Below are 15,879 nucleotides of genomic sequence, written 5' to 3'. Positions count from 1 at the left end.
GAAAACCTCTTAAAGCTTTTGTATTAAGCGCCTTATACTAAATAAACTTAGCGAAATTTTGAACAAATCTTTTTTAAACTAACGGCTATTTTAAAGGAGAAAAAGAACGTCAACGAGCTGTTTTTTTAAAAGCTGACATAAGCTTAATATGTTTTTCTAACTACAAAAAGGCAGCCATTCACTGCCTTTTACTTATGTTTATTAGACCATATTTAGTATTTCATCAACCCATTCAGGATCTTCTTCTAGCCCAAGTTTGTTACATAGACTTTTATGGACTCTTTTAAATTCTGGAAAAATATTTTGTATCACTTTAATTATTTCATAAGGTTCTCTACTACTAAACCATTGTTCTAAAAGTGATAACTGCCAATCGTATAGTTGACTTCTTTTACCTTCTAACTTCGCCCAATCACCGAATGTATTTGGCTGTATCCCAGCTTCCATATACCAAGCAGTGGTCATTGACAAGCGTAAATTGTCTAAACAATGCAGGGCATAATATATTTCTTTTCTCATTACTCTCCTATATGCTTCGTGAACATATGCAAAAAATTTCGATCTCCAAATCTCTATATCTTGTACAGACGGCTTATAAGATAAACCCATTGATTTTTCTAATACATCTTCTATCAATCCAGTAGTATCGTGAACAATTTTTATATTCTTTAGCCAAACTGATGGCTTAATGTCCTTAATTTTATAATAAAATGAATCCACTTTAATAAATGAATCGTAATGTGCAACGCTATAAGTCGCCCAAGGGAAGTCTTCATAAAATAAAACTTTACCCCAGTTTTTAGCTCTCTCTTTTTTATTCAACCTATACTCATCAAATACTTCATCTTTAACCACTATACGGAGGTCGATATCAGAATATAAGTCTGTATTTTGATTTCCTATTGAGCCTCCATAAAAAACAGATAATACATTTGCATCGTTTAGTAAATCTTGTTCAATTGCATTTAATAATTTTTGACGATACCTCGGAATTTCTAAATCTCTTTTTTTGTGTTTAGTTTCTAATCCCACACACAATAAACCAACTCCTTATTTTTTCAGGATACTTACAAATATTAATTATTCACTATAGTAGAGGGAAAACCCTTTTTAAACTAAACTGCCCGTTCGTATTATAAGGTCAGCCAGATTTTTCTGGTTGACCATTATTTATATGGTTTTATTATAGGGGTAGCGTCAGGAAAATGCGGATTTACAACGCTAAGCCCATTTTCAAGACGATTCCCCCAGTTTTAACAACGTTAAGAAAGTTTCAATGGTCTTAAAGAATCTAACGAGACCATTTTCTCCGAATTAAAATGGTATTCTCCAAGTAAATTAATATGTTCCCAACCTAGAGGTGACATATGGTGCAATAATTCTTCATTAAAACTACCTGACCGTTTTTGATATTCAACTGCCTTTGTTAGATGTAAAGTATTCCAGATACTGATGGCATTGATAATTATGTTTAAGGCACTGGCCCTTTGCAATTGATGCTGTATGGTTCGTTCCCTAAGCTCGCCTTGTTTTCCGAAGAAAATAGCTCTTGCCAGTCCATTCATGGCTTCTCCTTTATTCAATCCTTTTTGTATTTTTCTTCTTAATGATTCATCCGAAATATAATTCAAAATAAAGATCGTTTTTTCTATTCGGCCCATCTCACGTAAGGCTGTAGCCAAGCTGTTTTGTCTTGAATAAGAACCTAATTTCCCCATAATAAGGGATGCTGAAACTGTTCCTTCCCTTATAGAATGCGCTAATCGCAAAACATCCTCATAATTCTCTTTAATGACCTTTGTATTTATTTGTCCACGTAAAATGACTTCTAATTTTGGATACTCACTTGCCTTATCTATTGTAAATAATTTCGAGTCTGATAAATCTCGTATTCTTGGAGCAAATTTAAATCCTAATAAATGGGTCAGTCCGAATATTTGGTCTGTGTAACCAGATGTGTCTGTTAATGCTCTACTATATTTAGATCCGTCTCATGGTGTAACAAACCATCCAAAACATGAATCGCATCCCTTGAATTAGTATGAATAATCTTTGTGTAATAAGAAGAAAATTGATCACTTGTAAAACGATAGATGGTGGCTCCTTTTCCAGTTCCATAATGTGGGTTTGCATCTGCATGTAGCGATGAAACGCCTATCTGCATTCTCATACCATCGGACGAGGATGTTGTACCGTCTCCCCAATAGGAGGACAATTGCAATTTGTGATGAAAATTTACTAATACGGCTTGGGCTTTATTCATTGCATCTTCATACATGCGCCATTGTGATACATTGGCCAATTGCTTATATGTAAGTCCGGGTGTTGCTTCAGCCATTTTGCTTAAACCAATATTCATTCCCATTCCTAAAAGAGCAGCCATAATAATAATTGTTTCTTCTTTATCCGGTTTTCGATTATTGGAAGCATGAATAAATTGCTCATGAAATCCTGTTATATAAGCAATATCCATCAGTAAATCGGTTAATTTTATTCTTGGTAGCATCTGATACAGGCTTGCACTAAATTTTTTTGCTTCTTCTGGAACATCTTTTTCTAAGCGTGCAATTGACAGCTTTCCTTTTTCAAGAGAAACCCCGTCTAACTTGTTGGAATTGGTAGCTAACCACATTAACCTTTTGTTAAGGCTGCTGGTTCTCTCCGTCATATAATCCTCGAATGATAAACTAACTGATAATCTTGTATTCTCCTTCGTTTGATTCCATGTATCTTCTGAAAACAAATATTCTTCAAAGTCTCTATATTGTCTGCTGCCAACAATGGAAACATCTCCTGCCCTAACATGCTCCCGAAGTTCTGTTAAAACAGCCATTTCATAGTAATGACGATTGATTGTTGTACCATCATCCTCGTATAAATGCTTTTTCCAACGTTTTGAAATAAAATCCACAGGTGAGTCATCAGGCACTTTTCGCTTTCCGGATTCGTTTATTCCACGGATAATCTCAACAGCTTGTAAAAGTGGCTCATTTGCTTTTGTAGAATGAAATTCCAATACCCTTAATAGCGTTGGCGTATATTTTCTAAGTGAATAAAATCGTTTTTGCAGTAAGTCTATATAATCAAAGTCGGCAGGGCGTGCAAGCTCCTGAGCTTCTTCGACCGAAGAGACAAAAGAATTCCATTCGATAACGGATTCTAAAACCTCAAAAACGTCTAATTTTTCCTTTTTTGCTTTGATTAAAGCTTGTCCGATGTTCGTAAAGTGTATAACTTTCTCATTCAGCTTTTTACCGTTTTGTTTCTGAATTTCCTCTTGAGCCTTACGGCCTTTTGATAACAGACTAAGTATTTGTCTATCATGAATTTCAAAAGCTTTATCCGTTAACTCTTGAGTAAGATGTAATAAATAGACGGTTAATATCGAATATCGCTTATTTTCTTGAAAGTCACGGAATGCATATGGCTCATATCTTGAGCCTAAGCGAGATAGTTGTAACAGGCGATTGCGATGCAAATGACTAATTTGTACCGTTTCTAATTCCATTCCTCGTATGTATTCGAGTCGTTCTATTACTTTTAGAAATGTTTCGGGTGAAGGATGACCCGGTGGTTCCTTTAACCAACCCAATATCGTTTTATTGGATTCGGATGGATGCTGCGAAGTAATGATCTCTTCAAGCTTTCCTTTTTGTTCATTTGTAAGAGATTGACTAACAGTATTAAACAGTTTCTTTTCAGCCATTGTCCTTGCCTCCCACACCATTCTTTCAAGTGTAGTAATAGCAGGCAGTATGATTTTGTTTTTTCTTAGAAAATCTATACATTCATGTAGTAGATGTATGGCATCGCCATTTTCAAAAGCTAATTGATGAAGATGCTTAAGTGCTATTCGATATTCTCTTAGAGTAAAAGTTACAAAGTCGTATTCACTTCGAAGTTCTTTCAAATGATCCCAAAGTGTATTTTCTCTTTGAGGATAAAGACTAATCGAAGATGGAGTGGCACCGATTTGTTTCGATATATAATGTATGACTGATTCCGGGATGCTTTTGATATGAGTGTATGGCCAACCGGGATACCGAAGAACAGCTAATTGAACAGCAAACCCTAAACGGTTTTCTTCTCTCCTTCGCTTATTAACTATTTCTAAATCCCGTTTGGAAAAAGTGAAGTAGGTCCCCAATATCCATTCATCTTCAGGGATTTGCATAAAATCCTGCCTCTGTTCCAGTGTAAGCAATTCTCTACCTCTCGCAATTTTCATTCAGTATCATCCCATTTCTATAATTATTCAGTTAATTAGTTCAATTATATATCAATAGAGTGTACTCTATTGATACAAGTGTGGTAGACTGATAAAATCATAGTTAAGAGCGTCTCATAAGACTTGTCTCAAAAACGAGGTGATATTTTGCGGAAAATCGGTTATATACGTGTTAGTTCGACCAGCCAAAATCCTTCAAGGCAATTTGAGCAGCTAAATGAAATTGGAATGGATATTATATACGAAGAAAAAGTTTCTGGAGCAACAAAGGATCGCGAGCAACTTCAAAAAATGTTAGAGGATCTACAGGAAGATGACATCATTTATGTTACAGACTTAACTCGAATTACTCGTAGCACACAAGACCTATTTGAATTAATCGATAACATACGGAAAAAAAAAGCAAGCTTAAAATCACTAAAAGATACATGGCTAGATTTATCAGATGATAATCCATACAGCCAATTCTTAATTACAGTAATGGCTGGTGTTAACCAATTAGAGCGAGATCTTATTCGTATGCGACAACGTGAAGGGATTGAGTTGGCTAAGAAAGAAGGAAAGTTTAAAGGTCGGTTAAAGAAATATCATAAAAATCACGCAGGAATGAATTATGCAGTTAAGCTATATAAAGAAGGAAATATGACTGTAAATCAAATTTGCGAAATTACAAATGTGTCTAGAGCTTCATTATATAGAAAGCTATCAGAAGAGAACAAATAGTCCTTCCTTACCCCATATTCCAGAAAAGGCCATATAGTTGAATAAACAACTTTTTGTCACGTGATTTTTGATTCCATCACGAGTGATTTCTTAAAAGTTAACAACTATTTTTTGAATGAGCTGCATTTTTCAACGGAAGGATGAGGCTTCTAACCGTTAAAAGTAAACATCTTTATTTGTACTGAATATTAGAAATGAAAATATAGAAGGAACTAGGTTATTTTTTCTATTGTCTAAAGGATTATTCAGCTTGTGGTGCATATACTGAATTGGTCCTTTATATAGGGTAGTAAATAAGATATCTAATCCTTTATTCCTCAAAACATAAACTTTAAATTTAGGGGGAGATTAGTATTGCAAACTGCACAGCAAACAATGGTTAGTATTCCATTCCCATCAGTATGGGGTATCCATGCTGCTATAGCTGGTAGACCAATCGTTTGGGGCGTACTCACCATTAACTCTATTACAGATAACAGGGTAATTGGTACGGTTAATTTTCGTGGTACACCTATTCCAATTAATGGATCTTGGGATGAAAACACCAAACAAATAAGATTTGATTCATCTTATGCCACATTTTATGGCAACTTAGCCATATTTGATGATCCACAGATTAGAATTCGACATTTTATTTTAAATGGGAGGCTTATTATGAAACCTCCTTCTTTACAAGCAGGCGAATACGGAACATGGGTTGCTACAACCGATAGAACTCTTACCGGATATCCCGTTAGTAGTAGTACCTTGCCCCCTGTTGGAGTCTTTTTAACATCGAATATACTTAGTCAGCTGCAGCAGAATTACGGAAGATATTAGGATTAAATAGAAGAAATGTAAAACGAACCTCCTTTTTTGTTTTTCGATACATCTCCAACATTAAATTTCCTGTGACAAAACAAACTAATTACAAAAAATTATTTGAGGTGTCTCATGAGAAAAGGTCAATCTAAACAATTCCTCGTATTCCAAACGTATACTTGCTACATAGTTTGTACATGTTAAGGGAAAAACTAAGGAGGAATTTTAGTTGGAGTGGATTTTTTTTCTATACCTGTTAAATACGTTCTTTATCTTATTCATAGCAATTTGGGAAGTTCGTCGGCCAGCCAAAGCTTTGAATTGGATAGTAATCGTCCTTGTTTTGCCTGTCATTGGTTTCTTACTATATCTTAGCATATCAAATCCCAAGCTTATTCATCGTAAAAGATTGACCTCTTCTCATAATGAGTCTGATAAGTTACCTGATACATATAGTGATTCAGCATCGATAATCGCCGATGCTTTAAGGTATTTTACTGTAGGCGGGCTTCGAGTCGGCAAAGTCCAAGTACTAAACAATGGAATAGCAAAATATGAACAACTTATCGAATCCCTACAAAAAGCCCAAAAAACCATTGATCTGGAATATTTCATCTATCGGAACGACCAAATTGGTAATCGCATCACAGAACTGCTGATCGAAAAAGCAGTAAATGGAGTGCGGGTTCGTTTTATTAGAGATGGTTGGGGGAGTAAAAAATTTCCGCGTCAAAAAATTCTTCAGATGGTGGAAGCAGGGATAGAATGTCGGACAATATTTCCTTTAAGTTTTCCCTGGATTTTGTCCAATTGGAATTATCGGGATCATTGTAAGATTGTGACGATTGACAGAAAGGAATCCTTTACTGGCGGTATGAACGTTGGGTATGAATATACAGGATTAAAGCCAGACGTAGGATTTTGGAGGGACACTCATTTGCAAATTATAGGGGAAGCAACAGGCGACTTGCAGACTATCTTCGACGTTCATTGGAATATCGCTGTACCAGAACGGATAAAGTCAAAAACAAAATCTGAGGCAACGAAAAAGGCCACTAAAATCCCAAAATATAAATCAAAGGAAATCAATCCAACCGGCAGCATAGATCTTTCAAGATGGTCTGCCGAATTAGGATCTGAGTTATGGCCTATAGAAGGTAAAACAGACAATACCCAAACAAAGACAGGAGAATTGCAAAAAGCATACATCCATACGTTGGAAGGAAACCCTGGAATTCCTACACCAGTTATTCGTCAAGCTTACTTTATATGTATAACACAAGCGACCAAAACCATTGATATAACAACGCCCTACTTTATACCAGAAACAGATATTATTATGGCATTAAAGACAGCTGTGGCTCGTGGTGTACGGGTAAGATTACTTGTTCCTCGCCATATTGATCAAAAAATCGTGGGCTTTGCAAGTCGTACCTATTACGGGGAACTTATAGAAGCTGGGGTCCAAATCTACCAGTACGATAAAGGAATGTTACATGCGAAACTGATGATCATTGATGAGGAAATTGCAGAAGTAGGCGCAGCAAACTATGATATGAGAAGTTTTCGCCTGAATTATGAAGTGTGTCAAGTCGTGTACAGTGCTGATGTGGCAAGGGAACTCACAGAGCAGTTCGAGAGGGATCTTACTGATTCTGTACCATTAAGAATTGAAGACTTGTTGCAACGAACCCTGACCGAGCGCATTGTTGAACAGGGTTCTCGCCTGCTTTCTCCATTATTATAAGTTGATGTTTCCTGTTTTTATTGTTCTATCTTAAATCTAGATTTAAAAAATTTGATTGTTTTTAAAATATTTCTGATTCATTTGAAAAAAGTCGAAAACCCGTGTTAGAAGAACTTTCAACATGGGTTTTTTTCTTATTTACGATGGAAATTCATTACTAAAAAACGGTAATACTAAAAAGGCAGCTCAAAGAGTTTGAATTCAAAAATATCTGTTACCTTTTCATTTAAATATAGAGGTGATATCAATAGATAATATATTTGAAAATCTTAAGGAAATACGTTTATTAGAAGATAAGCTGTATCATTTAGAATTAAATGGTTGGCTAAAAAATGAGTTTTTAACTTGGGAATGGTGGATACTAGTCGTTTTTTTAGTTGTGCCTTGGGTTATATGGGCTAAACTTGTTAAACGAGACATTATTTTAGAAATTTTGTTATTTGGTACCATAATTATCTTGACAACAACCTTATTAGATGTAGTTGGTGCACAATACAGTTTTTGGGATTACCCCATTGCATTCCTACCTTTTATTCCTAGGGCCTTTCCTTTTGATTTTTCAATGGTACCTGTAGCTTACATGTTGTTATATCAATATTTTAGAACATGGAAATCTTTTATTTTAGCCCAGATCATTATGGCACTAACATATGCCTATATAGGTGAACCCTTTTGCGAGTGGGTCAAACTTGTTAATTATTTAGAGTGGAGATACAGATATTCATTCATATATTACATCATTGTTGGAATTGTAACTCGAGCTTTAATACTAAAACTAGCCTCTTTATCTAAACCTCAAGATCTTACAACTAAGTAAAATTTAAATTGGAGGAAAAAACTTTGGAAGAAGTTAATATTGGTTTACTGACGATCAAAGTCATCGTTGGTTTTGCAACTTTATTTTTTATCATTATCATAACAGGCAGAACATCCATCTATCAGTTAACCCCGTTTCACTTAGTTTTTGTGTTAGTACTTGGAGATTTTTTAGGAAATACCATTTATGAAGATAAGGTAGGGATTTTTCATTTTTTATATGCCATCGGATTGTGGACGTTTCTTATGTTGGGAATAGAGTTTATGACTCTAAAAAATAAATCGACACGTTCTCTCTTATTAGGCAATCCTAACATCATCATTCGAGATGGTGTTATGGACAGAAAGTTACTTACAAAGAACAAATTGGATGTAAATCAAGTATTGAGTATACTCCGTCAAAATAATGTCTTTTCAGTTCGCGAAGTCAAATACGGTATATTGGAAGCTAATGGGCAAATAAGTTTATTATTAAAATCCAAGTATCAAAAACCAGACAAGCAAGATCTCAATCTTCCAGAAAGTCCAGTAGACCTCCCAACATCGTTAATTATAGATGGGGAAATTTTATGGGATAATTTACATGAACTCGGATTTGATCAACAGTGGTTAGATAACCAATTAACTACCAATGGATATGATAATGTAAAGCGTATACTTTACGCAGATTGGCGAGAGAGTGAAGGCATACATGTAAGTCCTAAATAAAATTTGTTAGGATAAGAGCACATCAATTTTCTTGGTGGTATAAACTTTAGTCTTCAACAATCAGGCGCTTTAATGAAGTAACTAAAGCCTAATTTTTCACTTATAACACCGAGAAATTAGACTTTTTATATTTTGATTTCCTTAACGTTGTAAATCCGCATTTTCCTGACGCTACCCCTTATATCAGTAGCCAGGGTAGAACGTAACTGCCCGTGGGGCTTTGACCCCGTCAGCTAAACCGTTCGCCCCCTACTTGTAGAAACATGATTGAGGCTGGTTGGGACTTAGATCTCGTATAACAAGCGAAGCTGTGACACTGCATGGAGGTATTAGGGGTTACTGGCAATTTACTAGTTTAGGAGGAGAAATAAATGAATCCAGTCGTTGGTCTGGATGTATCAAAAGGAGAAAGTCAGGTTCAAGCTTTTTTGGATAAAGGAAAACCTTATCGTAACAGCTTTAAGATCTCACATACTGTTGAGGGGCTTAGTTCACTTGTAGTGTTTCTTGAGGATGTGAAAAGAGTGAGTGGAAAGAAGCCTTCAATTGTTTTAGAAGCTACTGGACACTATCAAACACCCGTCGTTCATTTTTTGGAAGAACAGGGTTATTTGTTAATTATCATTAACCCATTGATTTCGTATAAAGCAAGAGGGTCAAGTTTAAGAAAAGTAAAGACAGATGCCGTTGACGCATACCTTCTTTGTGAGCTGTTTTATAAAGAGGAATTAGAGCCTTATAAAAAGCGTGGGATCCAACTATTAAATCTTCGAAACCTTACTAGGCAACATGAAAATATTACTGGTGTAATGATTCAAACAAAGCTTCAGTTTCAAGCAGTTCTTGAGCAAGTGTTTCCTGAATATAAAGGGGTTTTTGGTGATTTGTATTCGGTTGTATCGCTTTTAACTCTATTAGAGTTCCCCTCTTCCGAGGATATTTTAACGGCAAGTGACGAAAAGATAACAGACACTATATCCGGACTATGTAAGAGTCGATCAATTCGGTGGGCAAGTGAAAAGGCGATTCAGCTTAAAGAGGCAGCAGCACGTAATCCGTTTGAGAAGACAGTTTATCAGAGCCATATTTTAAGTCTTGGTTTGTATATCAATATGATTCTTCAATACAAAGAGCATCTATCAAAGTTAGAGTCAGAGATAGATGCCCTCGCTAAAGAAATTGAAGAATATAATATCATCAAATCTATCCCAGGTATAGGAGAAAAAATCGCTGCAACGATTATCTCTGAGATTGGTGAGATAGATCGATTTAATAACCCTAAAAAGCTTGTAGCATTCGCTGGAGTAGATCCCAGTGTCTTCTGGTAAGTTTTCTGCCACCAAAAACCGAATTACAAAAAGAGGATCTAGTCGACTTAGGCACGCTTTGTATATGGCTGTTCGCTGTGCCATTCGTGATTGTCGTAAAAAGAAAACTACCAATGAAATCATCCCTCGCAACAAAAGAATGCGGGAATTTTATGATAAAAAACGCGAAGAAGGAAAGCCTTTTAAAGTAGCAGTGATTGCTTGTGTAAACAAGCTCTTACATTGGATTTTTGCCCTGTTAAAAAACAAAATGACTTTCCAAGATATAGCATAGAGCCTAATTCTAACTAAATGAAACAAAACCTTCCAAATATTTGGGTTCGGAAGGTTATTTGGCATGCACATTTTTAGTATAGCATGAAAGATTTTAAGTTTTTAATGAAAAAAATTGACAAACTATTAGCTGGTTTAGTTGAAGAACACCTTTCTTCCATTATATGTTATTTATTGGATAAATCAACAACCCTTTTCGAAAACAACAATCTTTGCGAAAACAGCGTTTCAGAAAAATTAATTTTCCAAAATTTAATATTTTTTCATTTACACACTCTTCAAAAGTTCATATTATTAGGTAGAGATTAATAATTCGAAAGGCGAAATTTCTGATGGTGTTTATAAACGGTTGGGTCAAACAATATAAAGGATATCACCGGAATGTTAAGCTTGCCCAAGCTTCTAATATTCTTTCACAAATTGGCATGGGGATCTTCCTTGTCATCTATAATTTTTACGTGCGTGAGCTAGGCTATAATGAAGAAGTAAATGGGCAAGTTATTGCATTAACTTCACTAGCCACAGCGATTGTTTTAATTCCAGCAGGGATCATTAGTGATAGAACGAGCCGGAAACAGGTTATGATCGTTGGTTCCTTTATGGCCGCCGTTTCCTTATTGTTTCGGGGAATTTTTGAAATGGAGAACCTGCTGCTCTTGTTTGCGTTTTTAACAGGGGGGGTCATGGCCTTTTTTCAGGTTTCCGTTGTCCCATGGTTAGCGGAAAACTCGACACCTCAGGAACGAGTCCATTTGTTTAGCTTTCACTTTGCTGTTATGACTGCTTCGAATGTTATCGGGAATTTAATAGGCGGCGGGCTAACTGATTTTCTCTCCCTGTTCATGTCAGAATTACTGGCGATTCGATGGACCCTGCTTTTAGGCAGTATCCTTTTCTTTGTAAGTGTCATTCCTCTATTTTTATTAAAAGAAACGGCAAAAATAAGGAAAAATAAATCCGAAAAAAGAATACCGACTGTACAAAATTGGAAAGAAAAGAAAAACAGTTTAATATTAATTGCTATTTTTGCATTTTCCCAGCTTTTAATTGGATTTGGTGCAGGCCTTGTTATCCCTTACCTAAATCTATATTTTGCTGATCGCTTCCAGGCAAGTCCGTCGATTGTGGGTCTGATTATATCCGGCGGCCAGGCTGCAACGGCGATTGCAATGTTTATCGGTCCGGCTGTTGTAAAAAGAGTAGGGGAAGTCAACGCCGTTTTTTACCTTCAGCTTTTATCCCTTCCGTTCTTATTAATAACAGCCTATACGCAGCATTTATGGGTGGCTGGGGTAGCCTTTTTATTCCGCCAGGCCCTTATGAATGCCGGAAATCCTATTCAGGCTTCACTTGTTATGGGAAAGGTTGATAATGAGATGAAAGGGCTCGCTAACTCAGTCAACCAAATGGTCTTCAATTTAGGCTGGGCTGTAATGGGGCCGGTTTCTACCGGAATCGTGATTCAATACGGCGCATACTGGGGATATGCGGCAGTATTTTCAATAACAGCTGTATTGTATGTGATTGGCTCTTTTTACTTCTTTTTCATGCTTAGGAGTTCTTTTTTTGAACGCCTTGCTAACAGTCAAAAAGTCGAAGTTAGTAATACAGCCGGATAAGTTGTCGAACATTTATAAAAGGATATTTTTCCCTCCTAACCGAAATCTTAAAGTATCGATTTTAAGAGGGGGAGTATTCAAATGAAAGAGAAAGTTTTATCATGGTTAGACCGATTAGAGGATCGAACTGATTTGCATTTGCTCATTCCTCCATATCAAACGATCGTCTCGATTGAGAGTGATGAGGAGAAAATAAACTTTATTCTTGCAAAAGACAAATGTGAAAAAGTAGAGTCAGAGACAGAGCCCGATGTATCAGTGCGCGGAAATGCCCAATCGATTCAAAAGCTTTTAGCCGGAACTGAGATGCTGCAAACCTTATTTAAACAAAGAGAAATTAGCATTAAAGGAACCTATCGCACCGTTTTGTTATTAGAATCACTTTGCTGGTTAAATAAGTCATAGTTTTTTCAATTTTTTTATTTGACATGTAAAAAACACCGTGATACTATTACTCTCGTATTGTTTTTTGATATCTATTAAAAATTTAATATACTGTTGTTTTCTCTTATCGAGAGAGGTGGAGGGAAGTGCCCAATGAAACCCGGCAACCGTCAATGTGCGTATTGAAATGGTGCCAATTCACGCAAAGCAAGATGCTTTGAGAGATGAGGGGAAGGAAGTTTACATCATGTGTAAAAGCCTTTCTGCTCATTTGTGTGCAGAAAGGCTTTTTTGCACTTTAAGTGTATAAAATTTTAGGCAAAGAAGTAAATTCGGCGTAGTTACAATTTTTAGGAATAAAGTACGGCTGACAGGATGTCCTAGACAAGCTTTACATGTTCCGAGCGTGATAAGTGCAACTAGCCAATCGCCTGCGCCTAAAGGCTTGTCGCTAGCCAAGTGTTCTTTAATGATTGGAAAAAAGTACTCTTTCTTCTGACTACTAAACTGATTATTTTTATACGAATACTAAGAAAAAAGGGAGGGTGAACGAAATTGATTTCGATTCAAAAGGTATCCAAATTATTTAAATCAAAGCAAGGCACGATTAAAGCTGTTAATAATGTTAACATCGAAATCAAAGATGGTGAGATTTTCGGTGTAATCGGCTATAGCGGAGCTGGTAAAAGTACACTTATTCGAATGCTGAACGGATTGGAAAAACCAACAGATGGAGAGATCCAAGTGGGCGAGAAAACCATCTCATCCATTAAAGGTAAAGACCTGCGTCTGGCAAGACAGAAGATCGGAATGATTTTTCAGCATTTCAATTTACTATGGTCGAGAACGGTTTTTGATAATATAGCTTTTCCATTAGAAATTGCAGGTATTCCGAAAAAAGAACGGATTGCTAAAGTTAATGAACTCATTAAACTTGTTGGACTTGAAGGAAGAGAGAAAGCTTATCCGTCTCAGCTAAGCGGCGGTCAGAAACAAAGAGTAGGGATTGCAAGAGCACTGGCCAATGACCCAAAAGTGTTGTTATGTGATGAGGCCACTTCAGCACTTGACCCACAGACCACAGATTCTATTCTTGAATTACTTGTAGATATTAATCAAAAACTAGGGCTAACTATTGTGTTAATTACACATGAAATGCATGTGATTCAAAAAATCTGCCACCGTGTAGCCGTCATGGAAGCGGGTTCGGTCGTAGAAATTGGTTCTGTGTTAGATGTATTTAAAAATCCGAAGCAGCCTGTAACCAAACGATTTGTTCAGCAGGTAACAGAACCAGAAGAGGCTAGAGAAACGATTGATCATTTAATTAAACAATATCCAGAAGGAAAAATTGTAAAGCTTTCCTTTGTTGGTGAAAGTGCAGAGAAACCTGTCATCACTTCGATTATTCGTGAATATCCGGTTTCGGTTAATATCCTTCAGGGGAAAATTTCGCACACACAGCATGGTTCATATGGATCCTTGTTCATCCATTTAAATGGGGCTGATCAGGATATTGAAAAGGTTCTATCCTTCTTAGAGAAAGAGCAAGTGGGGACGGAGGTGTTAACAAATGCTTAGCACATGGTTCCCTAATGTTGACTGGGAAAATATGTGGGTGGCAACAGAAGAAACGTTATATATGACAGGAATTTCTGTTGTTTTTACCTTTATCTTTGGAATTTTATTAGGACTATTATTATTTTTAACGTCAAAAGGAAACCTATGGGAAAACCGTCTGGTCAATGTCGTAACATCTGGGTTTGTCAACATTTTCAGATCGATCCCATTCATCATATTGATTGTGTTATTGCTTGGTTTTACAAAATTCCTGATGGGTACGGTCCGCGGGCCAAATGGTGCGCTGCCGGCACTCATCATTGGATCAGCTCCGTTTTACGCGAGAATGGTCGAAATTGCTTTTCGAGAAATAGATAAAGGTGTCATTGAGGCAGCCCGGGCAATGGGCGCAAAGGCATCGACCATTATTTGGAAGGTGCTGCTTCCTGAGTCAATGCCTGCTTTAGTTTCAGGAATAACTGTTACCGCAATTGCCCTTGTAGGGTATACTGCGATGGCTGGCGTAATTGGTGCCGGCGGACTTGGAACATTGGCGTATTTAGACGGGTTCCAGCGCAGCCGGGAAGACGTTACTTTGGCAGCCACAATTCTCGTACTAATCATTGTGTTCGTCCTCCAATTTATTGGAGATTTTATAACAAAAATTTTAGACAAACGATAAGGAGAGAAAGAAATGAAAAAATGGTTTTCACTTATATTCATTTTTTCTTTTGCCCTTGTTTTAGCTGCATGTGGCACTGCAAACAATGAAAATGAAGGTGCAGAAGGCAATGGAGATGCGAATAATGATGCTGCCGAAGAAGAGACTACAACACTAGTTGTGGGAGCTTCTAACGTGCCTCACGCTGTTATTTTAGAGAAGGCTAAACCGCTTCTTGAAGCAAAGGGAATTGAACTTCAAATCGAGGAATACACAGATTATATTTTTCCAAATCAAGACCTTGATAACGAAACTTTGGATGCAAACTACTTCCAGCACATTCCTTACCTAGAAGCTCAAATTGCGGAACATGGTTATGACTTTGTTAATGCTGGCGGCATCCACATTGAGCCAATCGGTGTCTACTCTAAGAAATATGACAGCCTTGAGGATTTACCAGATGGTGCTGTGATTATTATGAGTAACTCAATTCCTGATCATGGCCGTATCTTAACGATGCTAGAAAATGAGGGTCTTATTAAGTTAGATGAAAATGTTGAAAAAACAGCTGCTGAAGTGAAAGACATTGTAGAAAATCCAAAAAACCTTCAGTTCGAATACGATTATGAAGCCGCTCTCCTGCCACAACTGTACGAGGAAGGCGAAGGGGATGCAATTTTAATTAACTCTAACTATGCAATCGATAATGGACTAAACCCTGTTGAAGACGCAATCGCTCTTGAAAATAGTGAATCTCCATATGTCAACGTAATTGCTGTTCGTTCAGGTGATGAAGATTCTGAAGCGATTCAAACATTGATTGAGGTTCTTCGCTCTGAAGAAATTCAAAACTTTATTTTAGAAGAATACGGCGGTGCAGTTGTACCGGTTTCTGGAGAATAATTGATTTTAAATCCCGTGGCTGTTAAGAGCAGCAGCGGGATTTTTGCTTTTGGAAGAGAGTGATACAGGGCACTAGTAAGAAAATGAGCGGGCAAATGTCCTTCATAAACCTTTTCAAGGACCAACCT

The 15,879-nt window shown here is 36.8% G+C and carries 11 protein-coding genes, 2 pseudogenes and 1 riboswitch; of the genes and pseudogenes, 11 read left to right on the top strand and 2 right to left on the bottom strand.

Going from position 1 to position 15,879, the window contains the following annotated elements; genetic code table 11:
- Positions 1 to 201: 201 nt before the first annotated feature.
- Positions 202 to 1,032: an aminoglycoside 6-adenylyltransferase gene (locus CRO56_RS13820; RefSeq protein WP_097159417.1), complete on the bottom strand. Its 831-nt coding sequence runs from the start codon at positions 1,030 to 1,032 to the stop codon at positions 202 to 204.
- A 230-nt stretch (positions 1,033 to 1,262) separates the two neighbouring features.
- A pseudogene (locus CRO56_RS13815) lies at positions 1,263 to 4,228 on the bottom strand (Tn3 family transposase).
- A 147-nt stretch (positions 4,229 to 4,375) separates the two neighbouring features.
- On the opposite strand from CRO56_RS13815, the gene CRO56_RS13810 reads away from it, so the two are divergent.
- From CRO56_RS13810 to CRO56_RS13760, 11 genes and pseudogenes are all read left to right on the top strand, one after another.
- Entirely contained in the window at positions 4,376 to 4,951 is a 576-nt protein-coding gene (locus CRO56_RS13810) for a recombinase family protein (RefSeq protein ID WP_026677826.1), read from the top strand.
- A 354-nt stretch (positions 4,952 to 5,305) separates the two neighbouring features.
- The gene (locus CRO56_RS13805; RefSeq protein WP_026677827.1) at positions 5,306 to 5,770 is read left to right on the top strand and encodes a hypothetical protein; all 465 of its coding nucleotides are present in this window, start codon (positions 5,306 to 5,308) and stop codon (positions 5,768 to 5,770) included.
- A 211-nt stretch (positions 5,771 to 5,981) separates the two neighbouring features.
- Complete coding sequence (locus CRO56_RS13800) at positions 5,982 to 7,499, top strand: phospholipase D-like domain-containing protein (protein ID WP_097159209.1); 1,518 nt, start codon at positions 5,982 to 5,984, stop codon at positions 7,497 to 7,499.
- Positions 7,500 to 7,737: 238 nt separating this feature from the next.
- Positions 7,738 to 8,316, top strand: a complete 579-nt coding sequence (locus tag CRO56_RS13795) for a CBO0543 family protein (protein ID WP_009336498.1) — start codon at positions 7,738 to 7,740, stop codon at positions 8,314 to 8,316.
- A 23-nt stretch (positions 8,317 to 8,339) separates the two neighbouring features.
- Entirely contained in the window at positions 8,340 to 9,023 is a 684-nt protein-coding gene (locus CRO56_RS13790) for a DUF421 domain-containing protein (protein WP_097159208.1), read from the top strand.
- A 371-nt stretch (positions 9,024 to 9,394) separates the two neighbouring features.
- Positions 9,395 to 10,625 (top strand): annotated as a pseudogene (locus CRO56_RS13785) (IS110 family RNA-guided transposase).
- Between the two features lie 331 nt (positions 10,626 to 10,956).
- The gene (locus CRO56_RS13780; protein WP_097159207.1) at positions 10,957 to 12,243 is read left to right on the top strand and encodes an MFS transporter; all 1,287 of its coding nucleotides are present in this window, start codon (positions 10,957 to 10,959) and stop codon (positions 12,241 to 12,243) included.
- Between the two features lie 81 nt (positions 12,244 to 12,324).
- On the top strand, positions 12,325 to 12,648 hold the full coding sequence (locus tag CRO56_RS13775) for an SCP2 sterol-binding domain-containing protein (RefSeq protein ID WP_097159206.1): 324 nt from the start codon (positions 12,325 to 12,327) through the stop codon (positions 12,646 to 12,648).
- Between the two features lie 100 nt (positions 12,649 to 12,748).
- Positions 12,749 to 12,858, top strand: a riboswitch (SAM riboswitch).
- A 324-nt stretch (positions 12,859 to 13,182) separates the two neighbouring features.
- Positions 13,183 to 14,208, top strand: coding sequence for a methionine ABC transporter ATP-binding protein (locus tag CRO56_RS13770; RefSeq protein ID WP_097159205.1), 1,026 nt, complete (start codon positions 13,183 to 13,185; stop codon positions 14,206 to 14,208).
- Positions 14,201 to 14,869 (top strand): methionine ABC transporter permease, encoded by a 669-nt coding sequence (locus CRO56_RS13765; protein WP_097159204.1) that lies wholly within the window; start codon positions 14,201 to 14,203, stop codon positions 14,867 to 14,869. Before CRO56_RS13770 ends, CRO56_RS13765 begins: the two co-directional genes overlap by 8 nt.
- 12 nt (positions 14,870 to 14,881) lie before the next feature.
- Entirely contained in the window at positions 14,882 to 15,751 is an 870-nt protein-coding gene (locus tag CRO56_RS13760) for a MetQ/NlpA family ABC transporter substrate-binding protein (protein ID WP_097159203.1), read from the top strand.
- The last annotated feature ends 128 nt before the right edge of the window (positions 15,752 to 15,879 follow it).

It is taken from the genome of Bacillus oleivorans (genome assembly GCF_900207585.1).
Classification (GTDB): domain Bacteria; phylum Bacillota; class Bacilli; order Bacillales; family JC228; genus Bacillus_BF; species Bacillus_BF oleivorans.
This window is presented reverse-complemented; position numbering and strand designations above follow the sequence as displayed.